The organism is Psychrobacter sp. 72-O-c (assembly GCF_904846605.1).
Taxonomy (GTDB): Bacteria; Pseudomonadota; Gammaproteobacteria; order Pseudomonadales; family Moraxellaceae; genus Psychrobacter.
Window position 1 is genome coordinate 1 of the sequence record NZ_CAJHBI010000019.1, and the last position, 20700, is coordinate 20700.

Sequence of the window (20700 nt, forward strand, 5' to 3'; positions counted from 1 at the left end):
TTCTGAATCAGCAAAAATCCACACAAGTTGTTCTTTAGTTATGCTTTTAAATAGTGTTATTCACTGTCGTCCAGTAAATAATGTTTCTGCTATTCGATTAAAGCGATTTGCTTGTCTCGTTTAGCGAGCTGACTAGTATAGCATCGTTTGATACCCTGTCAACCCTTTGTTCTATTTCGTTTCAGTAAGTTTGTCAGAGTATAAGTAATTTACTTATGTCGCTGGCTTCCCTTGCTGAGGGGCGTATTATATAGAATCTGTTGCTGGTGTCAAGGGTCTTTTTTAAGATATTTGCATTTAGTTGCTAATGACCTTATATAAGGTAACTTAGACGCCTTTATTATCCCTTTATTATAAAGATAGCCATCAAAGCCTGTTTGTCAGCTTCAACTAATTTGCTGTTTATCTTATATACCCTACTTCATTTAATAATTTAGCTTTTTCTATAGTTATCTAGTGTACATGACATTAATATAATGTGCATTACCTTATCGGCTATAGTCGGTGTCCATTACAGACCTTCTTATATGTGACTTATATCATGGTACGGTTAACTCACCTATCATATGATTATTACCTTACTAATAGCGCGTTTTGACTTTTACTACTTAGATTCTACAGTTTGGGGGATGCTTATCCCTTACTGTCTAGTGTTTATAGACAGTTTTTGCTATAATAGCCGCTTTTATAGCATGACTCAATGGCACTGCCAGTTAACTGTATTTAAAGGGTGGGTCGCTGTGTTTGATACTTTGGTAGTTGTTTATAATTAAGACGAGTAACTATCTATAGTATCCATTAAACACATTTAAGTCATGCTATTGGCTCACAACATACCGCGATGAGTGGTTATAATTGATGCGGTCTTACGGTCATATGATTGATGGTTGCAATCATCACTGCCAACAGACTCAAAATAGGTGTATAGATTATGGTAGCGATTACTTTACCCGATGGTAGCGTAAAAGAATTCGAAGGCAACACTACGGTCATGGAAGTGGCGCAAAGTATTGGAGCAGGACTTGCTAAAGCAACAGTCGCTGGTCGCGTAGATGGGCATTTAGTGGATGCATCTGATCCTATTATTGCTGATGCCAAGGTTGAAATCGTTACTGCAAAAGACGATGATGGTGTTGATATTATTCGTCACTCCTGTGCGCACCTACTGGGTCATGCTGTCAAACAGCTGTATCCTGAGGTAAAAATGGTTATCGGTCCGGTAATTGATGATGGTTTTTACTATGACATTTATAGTGAAACCCCATTTACCCCTGAACACATGGAAGCTATCGAGAAGCGTATGATGGCGCTGATCAAACAAGACTATGATGTTATTAAGAAAATAACCCCACGTGATGAGGTTATTGAGATATTCAAAGCACGCGGCGAAGACTATAAGCTCAAGCTGATTAATGACATGCCTGGCGAAGATGCCTTTGGGTTATATTATCATCAAGAATATGTCGATATGTGCCGTGGCCCCCACGTACCGAATACTCGGTTTTTGAAAGTCTTTAAACTGACCAAAATGTCAGGTGCCTATTGGCGCGGTGATGCCAAAAACGAGCAATTACAGCGTATTTATGGCACAGCTTGGGCAGATAAAAAACAATTAAAAGCTTATATCCAGCGTATCGAAGAAGCAGAGAAACGCGATCACCGTAAAATTGGTAAAGCGTTAAACCTATTCCATATGCAAGAACAAGCGCCAGGTATGGTGTTTTGGCATCCGAATGGTTGGACAATTTATCAAGTACTTGAGCAATATATGCGCAAAGTACAAAATGATAACGGCTATGAAGAAATTAAAACGCCACAAATCGTGGATCGTAGCTTGTGGGAGCGTTCTGGTCATTGGGGCAACTATGCGACCAATATGTTTACCACTTCTAGTGAGAGCCGTGATTATGCGGTGAAGCCAATGAACTGCCCTTGTCACGTGCAAGTATTTAATCAAGGTTTAAAATCTTATCGTGATCTACCACTACGGATGGCCGAATTTGGTTCCTGTCACCGTAATGAACCGTCAGGCTCGTTACATGGTTTGATGCGGGTACGTGGTTTTACTCAAGATGATGCGCATATTTTTTGTACTCAAGCGCAAATTCAACAAGAAGTGGCTGACTTTATTAAGCTGACTCTTGATGTTTATGATGATTTTGGTTTTAAAGACATTATTATGAAGCTGTCTACCCGCCCTGAAAAACGTGTGGGTAGCGAAGAAGCTTGGGACTTTGCTGAAAAAGCCCTTGCTGATGCTTTAGACAATTCAGGACTAGATTGGGAATATCTGCCCGGTGAAGGCGCCTTTTATGGTCCTAAGATTGAATTTAGTCTTAAAGATTGCTTAGGTCGAGTATGGCAGTGCGGTACGATTCAGGTCGATCCTAATATGCCTGAGCGCCTTGATGCCGAGTTCGTTAATGAGCATGGCGAGCGTGAAGTACCTATTATGTTGCACCGTGCTATTTTAGGATCGTTCGAGCGTTTCATTGGTATGCTCATCGAACACTATGCCGGCTGGATGCCTGTATGGCTTGCGCCGCAGCAAGTGGTGGTAATGAATATCACTGATAAACAAGCCGAAAGCTGTGAAAATGTTGTTAATGAGTTAAAAAAAGCAGGTTTACGGGCCATTAGCGACTTGCGTAACGAAAAGATTGGATTTAAGATACGAGAGAAAACATTAGAACGTATTCCCTATATGCTAGTATTAGGGGATAAAGAAGTCGAATCAGGCAGCGTTAACGTCCGAACCCGCGAAGGTGAAAACCTAGGCGTTATGAGCGTTGCTGAGTTTATTACATTAGTAGAGACAGCCGTCGCCGAAAAAGGCCGACACAATCAAAAAACAGCTCAGGAGTAATACCTATTAAACAGTCAAACCGTTTGAACATCAACGAAGATATTAGCGTCAAAGAAGTCCGTCTGGTTAAAGAAGATGGCGAACAAATGGGCGTGGTCGATATCGATACCGCGATGAAAGCGGCCCGTGAAGACAATCTAGATTTGGTCGAGTTAGTCCCTGATGCCAAGCCACCAGTATGCAAAATCATGGATTATAAACATTTCCTCTATGATCAAAAGCAAAAGGCTAAAGAAGCTAAGAAGAACCAAAAGCAAACTCAGCTCAAAGAGATGAAACTGCGTCCTAGTACTGAAGAAGCCGATTATCAGGTCAAACTGAAAAAAATCGTCAGTTTCTTAGTAGACCAAGACAAAGTTAAAATTAGCATCCGCTTCCGTGGTCGTGAGATGGCACATCAAGATATCGGTCGTAAGCAGCTCGATCGCATCATTGAAGACACCGCTGATATCTCAAACGTCGAACAATACCCAAAAATGGAAGGTCGACAAATGGGTATGCTACTAGGACCTACGAAGAAAAAATAGGCAGACGGTAAATTTCAGCCGCAACAACAACGTATTTGTATTTTTTGACCATCAATATGCTGCGGGATATTGATGGTTTTTTGCCATCTGGCTTGTACTAAGCGTTTTTAATTCTTGTACAACCTTTATCTAGCATTACTTTTATCCAGCATTGCTTTACAAAACCAACCTTCATTAGCATCTAAGAACACGATAATCTTAATCATTGCTTAGTATTCATCTACTACTATTAAACTGACGGTCACCGTATTCCGTTTGAGTCGTTCAGTTTAAATCAATTGTTTGCTTAGATTAATACCATATATTAAATCGATAATCCTTTGCTCTCAGTATTTTGCTCTCAGTATAAAAGTACCTTCAATAAAAACAAACACAATAAGCATTCGTAAAATCAAAAAAAACAGCCAAAATTTCAATAACTATAGGAAAGTTTATGCAAGAGCTGACCCCACCAGAAAACGCCAGTGTCCCAAGCATTTCATTAACACCTCCAGCTGCAGTAAAAGAAGTACAAAAAAGTGAGGCGGACCAGATGGTCACGTTAGATAAAAGCCAAATTCCAGAGCTCGATGCTAAAGTTGATGCTTTTGTAGATCATGTCCTTACCAGCTCTGTTCACAGTCCTGAATTTAAAGAAAACGTGCAGTCTATCCATAATTTAGGTAATAAAGAAATACGTGAATCCGCGCAAATCTCCAATCGGATGTTAGAGCTACCGGCTAAAAGCCTTAATGATAGCTTGTTTGATAACTCGCCAATTGCAAAGTCGCTGACTGAACTGCGTGGTATCGTCGATGACTTAGACCCTAGTAAAAAAGAATTGACCAGCTCACGCAAATTGTTTGGTTTGATTCCTTATGGCAATAAAGTACAGGATTACTTTCGCCAATATGAATCAGCACAATCACACATCAATGCGGTAGTGACCAGTTTATATAACGGTAAAGATGAGCTACTCAAAGACAATGCGATGATTGAGCAAGAAAAAGTCAATATGTGGGATTTGATGCAGTCTATTCGTCAATATATCTACGTTGGCAAAAAAATTGATGAGCAGCTTGAACAAAAAATTTATGCGATTGAAGACACTGATCCTGAAAAAGCGCGTATCATTAAAGAAGAAATGCTGTTTTATGTACGCCAAAAAAACACAGACTTTTTGACCCAATTAGCAGTCAATGTGCAGGGCTATCTAGCCCTTGATACGATTCGCAGAAATAACTTAGAGTTGATTAAAGGGGTGGATCGAGCCACCACTACCACTGTCTCAGCTTTACGTACAGCGGTCATCGTGGCTCAAGCAATGACCAATCAAAAGCTGGTGCTTGATCAAATTACAGCGTTGAATAAAACCACCAGCAGCTTGATTGAGTCTACTTCTGCGATGCTCAAGCGTCAGTCGGGTGAGATTCATGAGCAAGCAACTAGCAGTACGATTGAGCTTGATAAATTACAAAATGCCTTCAATAACGTCTATGACACTATGGATATGATTAGTAACTATAAGATTGAAGCGCTAGAAAATATGAAGCAAACCGTCAATACTTTGACCACAGAAGTGGATAAAGCGCAAAAATATTTAGATAAATCGAACCAGACTACGGTGCTTGAAGTCTCGAAAGAATTGGACAGTAAAAAGGTAACTGATAAGTCCAGTTCTGGTAATATTGATATTTAAAGTGCTTTTATAGTAGTTGTTGAACGAACAATATAGTATATGTCAACGGATGCCTATAAGTCCTTTGACGCAAGATATTGCTGCGGCATTCGTGTCAAATTACGTTGTTCGTGTTAAGATAGTCCCTATTAATAATTTTAAAAAACAGATACGGTATTTTATGAGTTGGAATGATCCAAACGCCTCGGCTGAAGCACAAAAATATGACAACCCTGTCCCCAGTCGCGAGCTGATATTAAGCACGATTAACGAACAGGGTGAACTCACACATCAACAGCTGGCAAAAGCTTTTAACATCGATGATCCTGATCAGTTCGATGCTTTAGGCAATCGTCTAAAAGCTATGGCTCGTGATGGCCAAGTTAATCGCGACGGTCGTCCTTATCGCTATCGCACAGTGACGCAACAGGATGTTGTCAGCGGCACAGTGTCCGCCCATGCTAAAGGCTTTGGCTTTGTACTGTTAAGTGATATGCCTGACTTATTCTTGCATGAAAAGCAAATGCGCTGGGTATTTAATGGTGATAAGGTCAATGCTATTGGCACGTCGACTGACAATCGCGGACGTACCGAAGGGCGTATCGTTGAGGTTACTGAGCGTCACCAAAACCAGTTTATTGGTACGCTTGCTCAAGACGAAGATGGTTATTGCGTCGAGCTGGGTAGCCCTAACAATCATCAGCCGATTACGGTTACTGATGACAGTGTACAAGCATTGGGAGCTAAGCTTGGTGATCCAGTTAAAGTCGATGTGATCGATTGGCCCAATCAGCATGAGTTTGCCACCGGCAAAATCACTGAATTGCTCAATGATGACAATGACCGTGAATTAATTATTGAGACTACTCTACTCAACTACGATATTCCTTCTGAGTTTAGCGAAGCGGTACTCAAGCAAGCCAATGACTATAAAGAGCCAACCGAAAAAGACTTAAAAGGTCGTACTGATTTACGTGAATTGCCGCTAGTTACTATTGATGGTGCAGATGCACGTGACTTTGATGATGCGGTATTCGCTGAAAAACGCAGTGGTGGTAACTATCGCGTATTAGTCGCTATTGCTGATGTTAGCTATTATGTGACGCCAAACTCTGCGCTCGATCAAGAAGCTTATGAGCGTGGTACATCAGTATACTTCCCGCATCGCGTAATCCCGATGCTACCTGAAGTATTGTCAAATGGTCTGTGTTCATTGAACCCTGACGTTGATCGTTTGTGTATGGTTGCGGATATTAAAGTATCACGCGCTGGTAAAGTCACTGGTTATGAGTTCTATCCAGCGGTTATGAATTCACAAGCGCGTCTAACTTATGACCAAGTGAATGATTATTTTACCAATCCAAAAGATGACAGCATTCCTAAGTCGTTGACTGATAATAAAGCGGTCAAGAAATCTGTCGATACTTTGCATCAACTATATGATCTTCTCCTCAAAAAACGCGAAGAACGTCATGCGATGGAATTTGAGACCGTTGAAACTTATATCGAGTTCAACGAAAAAGGCGGTATCGCAGCGATCCTGCCGCGTACTCGTGGTGATGCACATAAGCTTATTGAAGAGTGCATGCTGCTTGCTAATACTTGTGCGGCAAACTTTGCGCTCAAACATGAGCTACCCGTCCTATATCGTAACCATGATAAACCTGACGGCGAAAAGTCAATGCGTATTCATGAATTCGCGAAGAACTTTGGCCTAAGCTTTCCAGAAGAAAATCCAACCCAAGCAGACTATCAGCGCATTATTGAAGCCACTAAAGACCGTCCTGATGCCATCAGTGTTCATAGTATGCTGCTGCGTTCTATGATGCAGGCCAAATATGCACCAGATAATATCGGTCACTTTGGTTTGGCATATGATGAGTACAGTCACTTTACCTCACCGATTCGCCGCTATCCTGACTTAATGTTACACCGTGCTCTTAAAGCCAAAGTGACTAATAGTAAGCAGCCGGAAATGGAGTTCTCTCTTGAAGGTGCTGGCACGCAAACGTCAGATACCGAGCGACGCGCTGAAAAAGCTTCACGCTATGTAGAATCATGGCTCAAATCTCATTACATGAAAGACCATGTTGGCGAAGAGTTCGAGGGTGTGGTCACAACTGTGACTAACTTTGGCCTATTTGTGACTTTAAAAGACCTCTATATTGATGGTTTAGTTCACATATCTAATGTTGGTGATGACTTCTTTGTCTATGACGAAAGACAACAACAGCTAGTCGGTAAAGATAAAGGTACACTATTTGGGCTTGGTGACTCTGTACGAGTTAAAGTCGCTGGTGTTAATATGGACTTGCTACAGATTGACTTTGATCTGAAAGCTAAGCTGCAATCTAGTGAGATGAACCAAACCGAAGCTAGCCCAGCTAAGAAAAAACGTCGCCGCAGTAACAGCAACGGTAATAGCAAAAAAGACTAACGCAATTTGAGTACTAGAATGTAATAAAAAAGGCTGACGTTATCGTTAGCCTTTTTTTGTGCGCCTGATTATATGTGTTTGGTATTGTGCTTCTAACTTTGTATAAACTGAACTCACTATTGCGCGCTGTCCATTTGCTCAAGACGTTCTTTATCAACTTGCTGGGCTCGATCTATCTGGGTAGTTACATTGTCGATTATGGCTTTAGGTTGCTCACCCAAAGGCTTGCTGGCTACATCTACCGACTGATTTGAACTGATATCAGGCTCATTTACAGCAGCGTCGGTAGACTGTTCTGGCAGGTCATTATTAACCGCAACCGCTATATTTTGCTCATGACGACTGCCATTAATCATATTAAAACCCAATAACAAGACTATGCCCGCTAATGCGAAGACAATCAGATGTTTTACTTGCATAGTGACTCTCTCTAATGTTTGAGACTATTATTTCCAAGATTATTCTTGAATATTGAGTGCTATGCTAAGTTCGCTGCATTTTTCATGCCTACTCTTGCGGACTGTTTTTATCCAATAAATCAGTCTCATCAGAATTTTCAGCAATCTCTTGTTCAACTTTCTCCATCAGCTTTTCATCGGGACGCGCATCAAGTACGTCATCGGCATCACGCCCTTGTAAGATATGTTTCGCGCGCGCTTTGGCCTGCTTTTTATCGTTATCATCCACTGTGTTCTCATTATGTGCCTCATCCACCTGTTCAGGTGTAGCCGATGTAACAGTGATTTCAGAACTGGCCTTACCCGTACTATTACTATTTTGCATATGCTCAAAGGCTTTTTCTAACTTATGATTAAAGCGTAGTCGGTAAATAGGTTCAGGTAAGCTAAAGCCTTCATTCTCTAAAGCGTGCTTAGTTTCACGAATGGCAATACTGCGGGCTTTCAAAAAATCGGTCTCTGATTGGTCGACCCACACTTGAAATTCAAGAACAATGTTGGAGTCGCCAACCTCAGTAATGATCGCAATAGCCTTGGGCTTCGCTAAGACAAAATCTAACGTACCTATTGCATCAAGGCCAACTTTGATAGCTGCAAGTGGATCATCATTAGCATCCACGCCCAACTCAAAAGTAAAGCGGCGTTCAGGGTTTTTGGTATAATTTAATATCGTACCTTTAAAAACTTCAGCGTTAGGTATACGTAGCTGGTTACCATCTAAGGTCATTAAAATCGTTGCCCTTGAAGTCAAGCGTACAACAATACCTTCTTGCCCATTAATCACGATTTGATCACGCGCGCGGAACGGCTGACGGATACTGAGCATCAAGGAGGCAATGTAGTTTTCAATAGTATCTTTTACCGCAAAACCGACGGCGATACCAATGACGCCAGCACCGCCAAGTAGTGTTCCCAAAATGGTTTCTGCGCCAATCAGACTTAAAGCTAAGATTAAACCGAAAATAATAAATATTACTTTAACCGTTTGTGACAATAGTTCAGCGACGAATGGATTGGGTGTCAGGTGCTGCCACATTTTTTTTCGATTGGACAACCAACTGCCGAACCAGGTAACCATACCGAAAATGATGATGCCGACAAAAAGCAATGGCAAGGCTTTGATTAGCGTTTTACCCTGATTTTTTAGACCTTGATATACAGTGGTAACATTGTCTTGTACATCTAGAGTACGATCGATTTTGTCATCTACAGTAACGACGTCAGTCAAACGATTCGTAAGATTAATAGCCTGTTGAGCTTTTTTCTCGTTTGGTGTCTCGCCAGTCAAAGTCACCACGCCTTGAGTGACGCTGACATTAACAGTTTTTAAACCTTCAATTTCAGAAAAAATACCACTGATACGTTGACGAATGTCATCGTCTTTTTGCAGCGTGGGTGTGGTCTCAATTTGGGCGTTATTGGTGCTCTCACCACTTATGCTGGGCGGCGGCGTAGTTGGCGCAGGAGATGTGGGTAATGCGCTGCTATCTGAAACATTATTAGTAGTAGGGTCTCCACTAGAAGAGCTATTAGCCGAATCGTTAGAAACACTAGGTGAGGTGGTTGGCTCAGCAGTTAATTGGGTACTTTCTATCTCCAATACGTTTGCTACGCCTGCCAGCTCCTCACCCGCTGCGTGAACTGGCAGTCCATAAAAGAAGCTTATAAGCAACAAACATTGACCGCACGCGAGCATCTGCCTGCGTATAGAGTGGTGGTCAAAATAAGCGGTCATAAGCATCCTTTATTAAGCGCTATTGAATGATAAGCTGGGTCAACTTACCTATCTATTTGTGACTGTCCAAATAGCTTTGTGCCTCACCGAGATCTAACGTGCCCTCATAAATGGCACGACCAGTGATAATACCTTCGATGCAGTCGCCATAAGGCTTAAGTAATTTGATATCTTGCATATCAGTGACGCCACCTGAGGCAATGACGGGTAGACCACCTTCACGCGCTAGAGTAACTGTTTGCTCAACATTGACGCCTTGCATCATGCCATCACGAGCAATATCAGTATAGACGATTGAAGACACGCCAACATCAGCAAAGCGCTTGGCAAGCTCTGTTGCCTTAGTATCGGTGACATTTGCCCAACCATGAGTGGCCACCATGCCGTCTTTGGCATCGATACCAACGATGATATGCCCGGCAAATTCCCGGCAAGCCTCAGCAACGAACGCAGGATCTTCGACCGCCTTAGTACCGATAATAATATAGGTCAAACCAGCGGTAATATACTGCTCAATGGTATGCATATTACGGACACCACCACCAAGCTGGATAGGCAGCTTAGGAAAAGCTTTGGCAATATCATGAACCACATTTTTATGAACCGGTACACCATCAAATGCACCATTTAAATCAACCAAATGTAGCCGCCGTGCGCCTTCTTTTACCCAACGCGCTGCTATAGCTACTGGGTCATCAGAAAAAACCGTATCATCTTCCATACGGCCTTGTTTTAATCTCACACACTTACCATCTTTTAGATCAATAGCCGGAATAATGACAGGCACAGCACACATATAGCACTCCTTATAAAACGAAACATTAGAAACAGTTGTAACAATAAGTTTGACAATAAAACAATGATTGAAAAATACCACTCGAAAAGTGGTTTAACCTATAAAAGCGGTCAAAAATTAGAGAGAAGCTTTGGCTAGTACATTTGATCGATACTTAGCGCTAATAGTCTTAAAACCAGACACTCATAACTATAAGTTTTAACATCTAAGATCACCACTAATATTAGGTAAATTCACTTACTGACTGGCAATTTTAGGTTAATTTAGCGTATAATCCTAGGTAAATTTGTATTTGTTTCTATGTGATAACACTCGACCGTTCTGTATCTACAGATGGTTTAACGATGTTTTGTAGTTAGAATATGGTAAATAACAGGGCTGTATTGGTCGTCATGTTACTTATTTTTTTGACAAATGGATGACCTCAAGTGCTCACATGTGAGGTATTTATAGATGCTATCATAGGTCACTAAATTGCGCTTAGATACCTTTTCATAAGGCATCAACAAGCCATCCACCACTCACTTAATTAATTTGTCGTTTTACCAATTTATTACCTATTTAGACGGGTAACTACTTGGTTCTACTAACATTTAACCCCATATCAATTTTACTGAATAGCTCTAATTAAATCACACTGGTATTACAATTCTTGTATTTGTTATAGAAGGTATGATGGGACTAACTTCTACTATAGTTAATAGCTTTTAATTTTGACTATAATTAGAGAGTTTTATCATGCATCCTGGTAGCCAGTCGCCACTTTGGTAATTCGAATAAGACATTAACGTGTTGTTAAGGAGTCTAAGGTCAGCGTTAATACTCTTACTTGCAGTCATGATCAAGCATTGTGTTTAAAAGTCGTTACTCTTGCCCTTCTATGGGCAATAGAGGGTTAAGTACTTTTACTAATGCTGATATCCATGCTGCCGATATACCAAACAGGACGTCTGGTATCGTTTTAGACTATGGACTAAGTTTTCGCTTATGATTACCATCAAAAAAGGTTTGGATTTGCCCATCGCTGGCGAGCCCTCCCGCGAGATAACTGAGCACAGACCCGCACATGTGGCACTTATTGGCTACGATTATGTGGGAATGAAACCCACGATGAACATCAAAGAAGGTGACATCGTAGCCAAAGGTCAGCCCGTTTTTGAAGATAAAAAACGAGTGGGCGTTATCTATACTGCTCCTGCTGCTGGCAAAATCGTCGCGCTCAAACGCGGCGAACGTCGTGTGTTCGAAAGTCTGGTGATTCAGGTTGACCCAAACGGTGAAGAAATAGATTTTCAACGCTATGACTCCCAGCAACTTGCTGACTTAGACTCTGAAATCGTTGAAACCCAACTGCTTGCCTCTGGTGAGTGGACCGCATTTCGCACGCGTCCCTTTAGCCGCTCCCCTGATATCGGTGCCCGTCCACACGCTATCTTTGTCACCGCTATGGATACCAATCCATTAGCGTTCGATCCTATGCTGCTAATTAATGAGCAGATAGAAGCGTTCAATGACGGCTTAGCCGTACTATCAACCTTAAGTCCAAAGACCTTTGTTTGCCATCATGGTGATGCTCAGCTGACGCCAGTACCGAAGACAGCTACTAATAATGTCACTGAGTATCATAGCTTTACTGGTAAGCATCCAGCAGGTCTAGCGGGCACGCATATTCACTTTTTGCATCCTATTGCTCGTGGTGTAAGCGTCTGGACGATCGGCTATCAGGATGTAATTGCTATTGGTAAATTGTTTACCACGGGTCATTTATATACGCGCCGCCTACTAAGTTTGGCAGGCCCTGCTGTCAAGAACCCACATCTGATTGCCACCGAACGCGGTGCTGATATTACAGCTTTGACCAAAGGTCAGTTGCTCGAAGGCGAGAACCGTATCATTTCAGGTTCGGTACTATCGGGCCGTAAAGTATTTGACAACATCTCCTATCTTGGCCGTTTTCATGATCAAATCAGTGTGTTATCTGAAGGACATGAGCGTCCCGCATTTCATTTCTTAAGAGCCGGTAAAAACCGTTTCTCTAAACTGCCTATTTATATCTCCCATTTCTTTAGTAGTAAAAAGTATGACTTTACTACGACTACTAATGGCTCACCGCGCGCTATGGTACCGATTGGGGTTTATGAAAAGATTATGCCGCAAGATTATCTACCAACGCAGCTTTTGCGTGCACTAATTATCGAAGACATTATCACCGCGGTTGACTTAGGTGTCCTTGAACTGGACGAAGAAGATTTAGCCTTGTGTACCTTCGTTTCTCCTGGCAAATATGAATACAGTGATATTTTGCGTGATAACTTAACGCGTATCGAACTGGAGGGCTAACCACGATGAAATTTTTACATAACATGTTCGATCGTATGGAGCCGTCCTTTACTAAGGGTGGCAAGCACGAAAAATATTATGCTCTCTTTGAGATGTTTGATACTTTTTTACGTCAACCAAGCTCAACGACTTTTACTTCATCACACGTACGTGATGGTATCGACCTTAAGCGTATTATGATCACCGTATGGATGTGTACCTTCCCAGCCATGTTTTGGGGTATGTACAACGTCGGTCATCAAGCATTGACTGCCATAGCAGAGCTAGGTCTACAAGCTGATGGCTGGCGTACTATCGTCACCGGTATGGCAGGCTATAATCCAGATAGCATTTGGGCTTGCTTTGTCTATGGGGCCATGCAATTTTTACCGATTTATATCGTCACTTTTGCAGTAGGTATTACATGTGAAATTATCTTTGCCGTGGTTCGCGGTCATGAAGTGAACGAAGGTTTCTTTGTAACCTCGGTACTGTATGCGTTGATTATGCCGCCAGATATTCCATTATGGCAAGTCGCCTTGGGTATTATCTTCGGGGTAGTTGTGGCCAAAGAAGTCTTTGGCGGTACCGGTAAAAACTTCCTGAATCCTGCCCTATCGGGTCGTGCGTTCCTATATTTTGCCTATCCTGCCTATATCTCAGGTGACTCAGTATGGACCGCCGTTGATGGCTTCTCAGGAGCCACGCCACTTGGCTTAGCTGCTCTTGGGGTGACACCAGAGAATTTTACTAATATCTATGGTCAAGCCATTACTTGGAGCGATGCCTTTTTTGGCAATATCCAAGGGAGTATTGGTGAAGTATCGACTTTTGCTATTTTATTTGGTGCCGCTGTTCTACTGTGGACGCGTATTGCCTCTTGGCGCATCATGTCAGGTTGTGTTATTGGTCTGATTGCTACTTCACTTATCTTTAATATGATTGGTTCTGAAGACAACCTTATGATGAATCTGCCGTTCTATTGGCACTTGGTCATTGGTGGTTTTGCGTTTGGTGCGGTGTTTATGGCAACCGACCCTGTATCAGCTGCTCATACCAATAAAGGCCGCTGGGCTTATGGTATTTTGATCGGCTTTATGACCGTATTAATTCGAGTAGTCAACCCAGCATTCCCAGAAGGCATCATGCTCGCTATTCTTTTTGCCAACTTATTTGCCCCCTTGTTTGACTATTTTGTCACCCAAGCAAATATCAAACGCCAAACTGCACGGAGGGTTCGCTATGTCCAAGCCCAAAAGTAATAATACGAAAACCATCAGCGTGGCGTTGACGCTATGCTTGGTGTGTTCCGTATTGGTTTCAGCAGCAGCCGTCGGTCTCAAGCCGGCGCAAGTCGAGAATGCTCGATTGGATCGTAACAAGAATATCTTAGTCGCCGCTGGCATGTTTGATCCTGCTTCTGATACCAATGAAGATGTGGCTGAGCGTTTTAAAGATTTCGATGTAGAAATTGTTGACTTAAACGCTGGTAACTATTTAGATGATGACGCCCTAAGCGCCGTTGGTATTGCCGATCGTAATACTTATGATGCCAGTCAGGCGACTAAAAATCAGGCGCTAAGTGAAGATTTAGGGGATAACGACCCTGCTAGTATCGGTCGTAAACCTAAATACGCTAAAGTTTACGTAAAAAATGACGATGCTGGTAAACCTGAAATGGTGGTGCTTCCGATTCAAGGCTACGGCCTATGGGGTACTATCTATGGTTTCTTGACACTTGAAGGCGATATGAATACTATTAAAGGTATTAGCTTTTATGAGCATAAAGAAACCCCAGGCTTAGGGGCTCGTATTGAAGAGCCAAAATGGCGTGCAATGTGGACGGGTATCCACTCTTATGATGAGAGCGGCGATGTTGCCACCGGTGTGTCTACTTCAGGTTCAAAAGAAAATTGGGTTGATGGTATCAGTGGTGCCACTTTGACCAGCCGCGGCGTCAGTAACATGATTCAGTTTTGGTTGGGTGAGCAAGGTTACAAGCCTTATTTAGATCATGTGCGTGAAGAAAGCGGTCGGACGATTGATAATAGTGACGTACAAGCAAAGCAAGTCTCATATAAAAAGCTAGGTCAAAGCTCACATCAAAACCTCGCTCAAAATTCTGCTCAACAACAGGCGCATCCCGTAACCGAGCTGGCATCTATAGCACCAGCAGCAAACGGCAAGGAGGCTTAACGTGGCTGATACAAAAAGTATTTTAGTTTCACCCATTTTTGACAACAACCCTATTGGCTTGCAAATACTAGGTATTTGTTCGGCTTTAGCCGTTACTACTACTGTATCTAACGCGTTGGTCATGAGTGTGGCGTTGACCTTAGTAACTGCATTTTCGAGCTTCTTTATCTCGATTATCCGTAAACAAATTCCATCAAGCATCCGTATTATTGTGCAGATGACTATTATTGCCTCCTTGGTTATTTTGGTCGATCAGGTATTAAAAGCGGTCGCTTATGATGTGAGTAAAGGATTGTCGGTATTCGTAGGTTTGATCATCACTAACTGTATCGTGATGGGCCGTGCAGAAGCTTTTGCTATGAGCAATCCACCAGTACCCAGCTTTTTGGATGGTATTGGTAACGGCCTTGGCTACTCTGCAGTACTATTATTCGTTGCTACTATCCGTGAAATCTTAGGCTCAGGCAGCTGGTTTGGTATGACGTTATTACAGCCGGCTACTGATGGCGGTTGGTATGTACCCAATGGCTTATTATTATTGCCACCTTCAGCATTCTTTATTATTGCGTTGTTTATCGTCGTTGTGCGTATTTGGAAACCTGAACAGGTTGAAGATGCTGAGTTCGTAATGAAGCCACAATCTAAAGGCATGGCACATGGAGGCGGACACTAATGGGACATTATGTTAGTTTATTTATAACCTCAGTCTTTATCGAAAATATGGCGCTGGCCTACTTCTTAGGCATGTGTACCTTTTTAGCGGTATCGAAAAAAGTTTCCACAGCTATTGGCCTTGGGGTCGCAGTGATCTTTGTTCTGGGTATCACCGTACCGCTGAACAATCTATTGTTCCAGTTCATCCTCAAAGATGGCGCGCTGGCGTGGGCCGGTTTTCCTGATATCGATTTAAGCTTTTTAGGCTTGCTCAGTTACATCGGTCTCATTGCTGCCGTTGTCCAGATTTTAGAGATGTTCTTAGATAAGTTCGTCCCGAGTCTTTACAACGCCCTTGGGGTGTTCTTGCCGCTGATTACCGTTAACTGTGCCATTTTAGGTGGTGTGCTATTTATGGTTGAGCGTGACTATAACTTTAGTGAGTCTATGGTATATGGCGTAGGTGCTGGTTTTGGTTGGGCGCTTGCCATCACCGTATTGGCTGGTATCCGTGAAAAACTTAAATACTCAGACATTCCAGCCCCGCTGCGTGGTCTGGGTATTACCTTTATTACGGTTGGCCTCATGTCACTGGGCTTTATGTCGTTCGGTGGTATGTCAATTTAGGCCGCTTTGCTCAAAACCATACTCAGTTATTTGACCTAATTAATTCATTTATTCGGTAGAGGTTCGGGACCATTTATATTAACCCGCACCCCTACCCCATAGATTAAGGATATCTATCATGGATTATGCTACAGCGATTGGTGGCGTTGCTATGTTTACCTTGATCATCATGGGCTTAGTTGCCATTATTTTGGCGGCGCGCTCAAGACTGGTCAGTTCAGGCGATGTTACCATTCATATCAATGATAATCCCGACAACGATGTGGTGACGCCAGCAGGCGGTAAGCTACTACAAACTCTTGCAGGTGAAGGTATCTTCTTATCTTCAGCTTGTGGTGGTGGTGGTACCTGTGCCCAGTGTCGCTGCCGTGTTATTGAAGGTGGTGGTTCTATTTTACCCACCGAAGAAGGCTATTTTACTCAAGGTGAAATTCGCAATCATATGCGCCTCGCGTGCCAGGTTTCTGTCAAGCAAGACATGAAAATTGAGATTGAACCTGAATTCTTTGATGTACAAAAATGGGAATGTGAAGTTGTCTCTAATGATAACGTCGCCACCTTCATTAAAGAGTTGGTACTCAAAATTCCAGATGGTGAAGAAGTCAACTTCCGCGCGGGTGGTTACGTGCAGTTAGAAGCGCCACCGCACGAAGTACACTATAAAGATTTTGATATCGATGAAGAATACCGAGAAGATTGGGATAAGTTTGGCATTTTTGATTATGTCTCAAAAGTTGATGAGGAGGTCATTCGTGCCTACTCAATGGCCAACTATCCAGAAGAAAAAGGCTTAATTAAGTTTAATATTCGTATTGCTTCTCCTCCACCGCGCGGCCCTGACGGTATTCCACCGGGTAAAATGTCTTCGTGGACGTTTAGCTTGAAGCCTGGTGACAAAGTCACAGTATCTGGCCCTTATGGTGAGTTCTTCGCCAAAGAAACCGAAGCTGAAATGATCTTTGTCGGTGGTGGTGCTGGTATGGCACCGATGCGCTCACATATTTTCGATCAGCTTAAACGCTTAAACACGGATCGTAAAATCACTTTTTGGTACGGTGCACGTTCTATTCGCGAGATGTTCTACGTGGAAGATTATGACCAGCTCCAAGAAAACTTTTCTAACTTCAAATGGCATGTGGCCTTATCGGATCCATTACCAGAAGACAATTGGGATGGCTACACCGGCTTTATCCATAATGTCTTGTTAGAAGAGTATCTAAAAGACCATCCAAACCCAGAAGACTGTGAGTATTACATGTGCGGGCCACCGATGATGAACGCGGCAGTAATCGATATGTTACATAGCTTAGGCGTAGAAGACGAAAATATCGCGCTTGATGACTTTGGTGGTTAAGTCGGCTAGTTAATTATGTGGCTAAGCAAATACTATAAGTTCGATAATATATGTTAAATTAAGGGTCTCAACTGAGGCTCTTTTTTTATGATTCTAATTCAACACTAACTTTAAATCCTAGAATTATAAATCTGAAGAATAATTTAATTCCTCGTCTCCTATATTGTTAATTACCTATTGCTTAAAGAAAGGACTCTTATGAAGACTAAATTTAAAGACCTCACCATTTGGATAACCGGCGCCTCCAGTGGCATTGGTGAAGCTCTATCCGTTGAGTTTGCCAAACAAGGTGCCAGAATTATTTTGAGTGGCCGTAATAGTGAAAAACTAGAAGCGGTTAAGAAACAGTGCAAACAATCAAAAAAACATATAGTTGTGCCTTTTGATATCAGTGATACCGACCAAGCAAAAGAGGCTTATCGCTCTGTGAAAACGCAAGCAGGAAAAATCGATTGGTTAATTAATAATGCTGGCGTCAGTCAACGTTCGTTAATCATGGAAACAACCGAGGAAGTTGAGCGTCAATTAATGGAGATCGATTACTTTGCGCAAACTCGTCTGACAAGATTGGTGTTGCCAGATATGATTGCTCAAGGACAGGGCAAAGTGGTGATGGTATCCAGTATAGCTGGCATGATCGGTACCCAATACCGCGGAGGATATGGAGCAGCCAAAGCTGCTATCCACATGTGGGCAGACAGTCTACGTGCTGAATTACACGATCAAGGGATAGAGGTGGCAAATATATTCCCAGGGTTTATCCAAACCAATGTATCCATCAATGCCTTAACGGGGGATGGTACGGCGCAAGGCACTATGGATGACGCTACCAATAAGGGCTTAACCGCTAAGGCCTTTGCTAAGCAAGTCAGAAAAGCATTAATTAAAGGTGAAGAATATATTGTTGTCGCAGGTAGAAAAGAAAAGCTAGCTATGAGGATTAATCGAGTTTCGCCGCCAAAGCTTTATAAACTGATTCGCCGCTCTCAAGTCAAATAATTAAGTTAAATAACCAAGTTAAATCATTGAAATAATCAATCTGCGACGAGCTTATTGCGATTAGGGCGTGTAAGATAAGCAGGATACATTTGCAATAACACTCCTTATTTTATACCTCCTACTTTACATCAATAGTACTTATGATAAATTTAACGAAGTTTTCACACGATAATACGCTTAGTAGCACAATCAATCACACAAGCAGTAAGAAAGCCATTTTTGCTGCTATTGGTGTTGCTTGTCTTTTGAGCCTTAGCGCTTGCCAGCAACCTCCTGATTACAATTACCTGAATGGTGAGACCATGGGCACTAGCTACCATATTAGTTATCAGTTGCCAGAAGACGCTGACGAAGACGCTATACAAGCCTCGATAGATGAGCGCTTAAAACAAATCAATGACAGTATGTCGACTTATCAGGCCGATTCGACCATCTCGAAATTTAATCAGTTAGGAAAAGATACGCCGATCACTATTGATGTTGACTTTAGTCATGTACTGAGTGTCTCTCGGCAAGTTTATGAGCAATCAGATGGCGCATTTGATCCAACCGTTATGCCCTTAGTTGATACTTGGGGCTTTGGTAGCACCATGACGGTTGAACGTCTACAAAGTCCGCCAAGCACTGCTGAAATAGCTCAAGCACTTGCTTTAGTAGATTTTGGAGGCGTGGTACAAAACGATACAACTATCCATAAAACCAAAGACGGCATCGGGCTTGATTTTTCGGCAGTCGCCAAAGGTTATGGCGTCGATGTCATTGCAAATGTGCTCAAAGATCGCTACCAAATTCGTAATTATATGGTGGAGATTGGCGGTGAGGTAGCAACATCAGGGGTTAGTAGTCAACAGCAACCGTGGCAAATCGCTATCGATGCCCCGATTGAAGGTAGTACGGTTAGTGCGCGCCAAACAATCGCTGCTATTCGTCAACCTATGAATAATGGCAACCAGATGCATCTGGCAACCTCAGGCAATTATCGCAACTCTATTATGTTCGATGGTAAGCGCTATAGTCACACTCTTGATCCCTCAACTGGTGAGCCTATCGTTGGCGGTGCACCATCAGTAACCGTTGCTGCGGATTCAGTGGCAGTCGCTGATGCTTGGGCTACTGCATTGACCGCCATGCCTTATAGTAAAGCCTTAGCGACCGCTAAACAGCAAAAACTGGCGGCGATGTTTGTCATATTGGCTGATGATGTCAAGCTAAGTGCACCTGCTGACGATTTAGAGGACTGGATAATCATCCAGACCCCTGCGATGCAAGACCTACGGGCAGATAAAAAGCCTTCAGTGTAAATAGTAGGCTACTGATAACAAACCGTTTGAACAAACGGGCAGGTCAAAATTTTGTTATACTATGAGAGAGTCATTGTTATTAGTGACTGTCTCATTTTTTTAAAACGAGGTCGCGCCATGTTTAGCCAATTACTTCCCATGCTTGCCATTACCTTTACCGTATTCGTACTATTTTTTATCTTTATGGGTATTGGTTATATGTTCAAAAAACAACCGCTTAGAGGCTCCTGCGGTGGTGTTGCCAAACTAATGGGCAACGAAAAATGCTCTTATTGTGGCGATGACCCCAATAAGTGTGAGTCTACAGTTGCTGATCAGCAGATAGATGCTATTAAAGCAGCTCAATTGGGCAAATCTGCACTATAGTTTTTTGTTGTTCAGTAATTACTGACTTATAAGTCCAATCAAATACTTTTCAAAGGTGTTCTCTTATAGCCAAAAATGCTTTCTTATAGCACCTTTGAGAATTCTATAGTTTGTCCGTAGTGGCCGTTGGTTACCATACGCTGGTAGTACTCGTCTGCTGTTTGCTTTTATAATAGCGTTAATTGTTATCCAATCCCTATTTAGATTAGATAAACCTCAGGTGCTTTCTGCGCCAGTTATCTACATAAAATGCTTTACCCTATTTATAAAATATTTTTTTATAAATACAAGTATCGAATAGATTTATTCAAAAATTTTATTCAGTCTTTTATTATCCGTTTTCTACAAGCTCCACACGTTTTTTCTAATTCTGAATAAACTGTCAGTCACCTCTTGGGTGAAATTTTA

At 42.2% G+C, this 20700-nt stretch carries 16 protein-coding genes; 13 read left to right on the plus strand and 3 right to left on the minus strand.

Going from position 1 to position 20700, the window contains the following annotated elements:
• The first annotated feature begins 931 nt into the window (after window positions 1-931).
• The 4 genes from thrS to rnr all read left to right on the plus strand — a co-directional run bounded on the left by thrS (window position 932) and on the right by rnr (window position 7487).
• Complete coding sequence (thrS, locus tag JMX97_RS08360) at window positions 932-2866, plus strand: threonine--tRNA ligase (protein WP_201556807.1); 1935 nt, start codon at window positions 932-934, stop codon at window positions 2864-2866.
• A gap of 23 nt (window positions 2867-2889) precedes the next feature.
• On the plus strand, window positions 2890-3393 hold the full coding sequence (infC, locus tag JMX97_RS08365) for a translation initiation factor IF-3 (RefSeq protein ID WP_201556809.1): 504 nt from the start codon (window positions 2890-2892) through the stop codon (window positions 3391-3393).
• Between the two features lie 433 nt (window positions 3394-3826).
• A complete protein-coding gene (locus JMX97_RS08370; protein ID WP_201556811.1) occupies window positions 3827-5071 on the plus strand; it encodes a toxic anion resistance protein in 1245 nt (414 codons plus the stop codon).
• Between the two features lie 160 nt (window positions 5072-5231).
• Window positions 5232-7487: a ribonuclease R gene (gene rnr, locus JMX97_RS08375; protein ID WP_201556821.1), complete on the plus strand. Its 2256-nt coding sequence runs from the start codon at window positions 5232-5234 to the stop codon at window positions 7485-7487.
• 116 nt (window positions 7488-7603) lie between these two features.
• Here rnr and JMX97_RS08380 read toward each other — a convergent pair whose 3' ends face one another.
• From JMX97_RS08380 to hisA, 3 genes are all read right to left on the minus strand, one after another.
• Window positions 7604-7906: a hypothetical protein gene (locus JMX97_RS08380; protein ID WP_201556823.1), complete on the minus strand. Its 303-nt coding sequence runs from the start codon at window positions 7904-7906 to the stop codon at window positions 7604-7606.
• Between the two features lie 88 nt (window positions 7907-7994).
• Complete coding sequence (locus tag JMX97_RS08385) at window positions 7995-9680, minus strand: mechanosensitive ion channel family protein (protein ID WP_201556832.1); 1686 nt, start codon at window positions 9678-9680, stop codon at window positions 7995-7997.
• Window positions 9681-9732: 52 nt separating this feature from the next.
• Complete coding sequence (gene hisA / locus JMX97_RS08390) at window positions 9733-10476, minus strand: 1-(5-phosphoribosyl)-5-[(5-phosphoribosylamino)methylideneamino]imidazole-4-carboxamide isomerase (protein WP_201556840.1); 744 nt, start codon at window positions 10474-10476, stop codon at window positions 9733-9735.
• Window positions 10477-11463: 987 nt separating this feature from the next.
• Between hisA and JMX97_RS08395 the strand changes: the two genes are divergently transcribed.
• The 9 genes from JMX97_RS08395 (at window position 11464) to nqrM (ending at window position 20292) form a co-directional block, all read left to right on the plus strand.
• Entirely contained in the window at window positions 11464-12816 is a 1353-nt protein-coding gene (locus tag JMX97_RS08395; RefSeq protein ID WP_201556842.1) for a Na(+)-translocating NADH-quinone reductase subunit A, read from the plus strand.
• A 5-nt stretch (window positions 12817-12821) separates the two neighbouring features.
• Complete coding sequence (locus JMX97_RS08400) at window positions 12822-14057, plus strand: NADH:ubiquinone reductase (Na(+)-transporting) subunit B (protein WP_201556844.1); 1236 nt, start codon at window positions 12822-12824, stop codon at window positions 14055-14057.
• Window positions 14038-14991: a Na(+)-translocating NADH-quinone reductase subunit C gene (locus tag JMX97_RS08405; RefSeq protein ID WP_201556846.1), complete on the plus strand. Its 954-nt coding sequence runs from the start codon at window positions 14038-14040 to the stop codon at window positions 14989-14991. The genes JMX97_RS08400 and JMX97_RS08405 overlap by 20 nt, the downstream gene beginning before the upstream one ends.
• Window position 14992: 1 nt before the next feature.
• Entirely contained in the window at window positions 14993-15664 is a 672-nt protein-coding gene (locus tag JMX97_RS08410; protein ID WP_201556848.1) for an NADH:ubiquinone reductase (Na(+)-transporting) subunit D, read from the plus strand.
• Window positions 15664-16272: an NADH:ubiquinone reductase (Na(+)-transporting) subunit E gene (gene nqrE, locus JMX97_RS08415; RefSeq protein WP_201556850.1), complete on the plus strand. Its 609-nt coding sequence runs from the start codon at window positions 15664-15666 to the stop codon at window positions 16270-16272. Before JMX97_RS08410 ends, nqrE begins: the two co-directional genes overlap by 1 nt.
• A 118-nt stretch (window positions 16273-16390) precedes the next feature.
• Window positions 16391-17626 carry an NADH:ubiquinone reductase (Na(+)-transporting) subunit F gene (gene nqrF, locus JMX97_RS08420; protein WP_201556852.1) on the plus strand — a complete coding sequence of 412 codons (1236 nt, stop codon included), beginning with the start codon at window positions 16391-16393 and terminating at the stop codon, window positions 17624-17626.
• 198 nt (window positions 17627-17824) lie between these two features.
• Window positions 17825-18625, plus strand: a complete 801-nt coding sequence (locus JMX97_RS08425) for an SDR family NAD(P)-dependent oxidoreductase (RefSeq protein WP_201556861.1) — start codon at window positions 17825-17827, stop codon at window positions 18623-18625.
• A gap of 140 nt (window positions 18626-18765) precedes the next feature.
• Complete coding sequence (locus JMX97_RS08430) at window positions 18766-19926, plus strand: FAD:protein FMN transferase (RefSeq protein ID WP_201556879.1); 1161 nt, start codon at window positions 18766-18768, stop codon at window positions 19924-19926.
• A gap of 117 nt (window positions 19927-20043) precedes the next feature.
• Window positions 20044-20292, plus strand: a complete 249-nt coding sequence (gene nqrM / locus JMX97_RS08435) for a (Na+)-NQR maturation NqrM (protein ID WP_201556881.1) — start codon at window positions 20044-20046, stop codon at window positions 20290-20292.
• Window positions 20293-20700 lie beyond the last annotated feature (408 nt).

What these genes read in the sequence shown, in the direction of transcription:
- thrS (WP_201556807.1), top strand. Translation starts at nt 932, where the DNA reads ATGGTAGCGATTACTTTACCCGATGGTAGCGTAAAAGAATTCGAAGGC.
- JMX97_RS08370 (WP_201556811.1), top strand. Translation starts at nt 3,827, where the DNA reads ATGCAAGAGCTGACCCCACCAGAAAACGCCAGTGTCCCAAGCATTTCA.
- rnr (WP_201556821.1), top strand. Translation starts at nt 5,232, where the DNA reads ATGAGTTGGAATGATCCAAACGCCTCGGCTGAAGCACAAAAATATGAC.
- JMX97_RS08380 (WP_201556823.1), bottom strand. Translation starts at nt 7,906, where the DNA reads ATGCAAGTAAAACATCTGATTGTCTTCGCATTAGCGGGCATAGTCTTG.
- JMX97_RS08385 (WP_201556832.1), bottom strand. Translation starts at nt 9,680, where the DNA reads ATGACCGCTTATTTTGACCACCACTCTATACGCAGGCAGATGCTCGCG.
- hisA (WP_201556840.1), bottom strand. Translation starts at nt 10,476, where the DNA reads ATGTGTGCTGTGCCTGTCATTATTCCGGCTATTGATCTAAAAGATGGT.
- JMX97_RS08395 (WP_201556842.1), top strand. Translation starts at nt 11,464, where the DNA reads ATGATTACCATCAAAAAAGGTTTGGATTTGCCCATCGCTGGCGAGCCC.
- JMX97_RS08400 (WP_201556844.1), top strand. Translation starts at nt 12,822, where the DNA reads ATGAAATTTTTACATAACATGTTCGATCGTATGGAGCCGTCCTTTACT.
- JMX97_RS08405 (WP_201556846.1), top strand. Translation starts at nt 14,038, where the DNA reads ATGTCCAAGCCCAAAAGTAATAATACGAAAACCATCAGCGTGGCGTTG.
- nqrE (WP_201556850.1), top strand. Translation starts at nt 15,664, where the DNA reads ATGGGACATTATGTTAGTTTATTTATAACCTCAGTCTTTATCGAAAAT.
- nqrF (WP_201556852.1), top strand. Translation starts at nt 16,391, where the DNA reads ATGGATTATGCTACAGCGATTGGTGGCGTTGCTATGTTTACCTTGATC.
- JMX97_RS08425 (WP_201556861.1), top strand. Translation starts at nt 17,825, where the DNA reads ATGAAGACTAAATTTAAAGACCTCACCATTTGGATAACCGGCGCCTCC.
- JMX97_RS08430 (WP_201556879.1), top strand. Translation starts at nt 18,766, where the DNA reads ATGATAAATTTAACGAAGTTTTCACACGATAATACGCTTAGTAGCACA.
- nqrM (WP_201556881.1), top strand. Translation starts at nt 20,044, where the DNA reads ATGTTTAGCCAATTACTTCCCATGCTTGCCATTACCTTTACCGTATTC.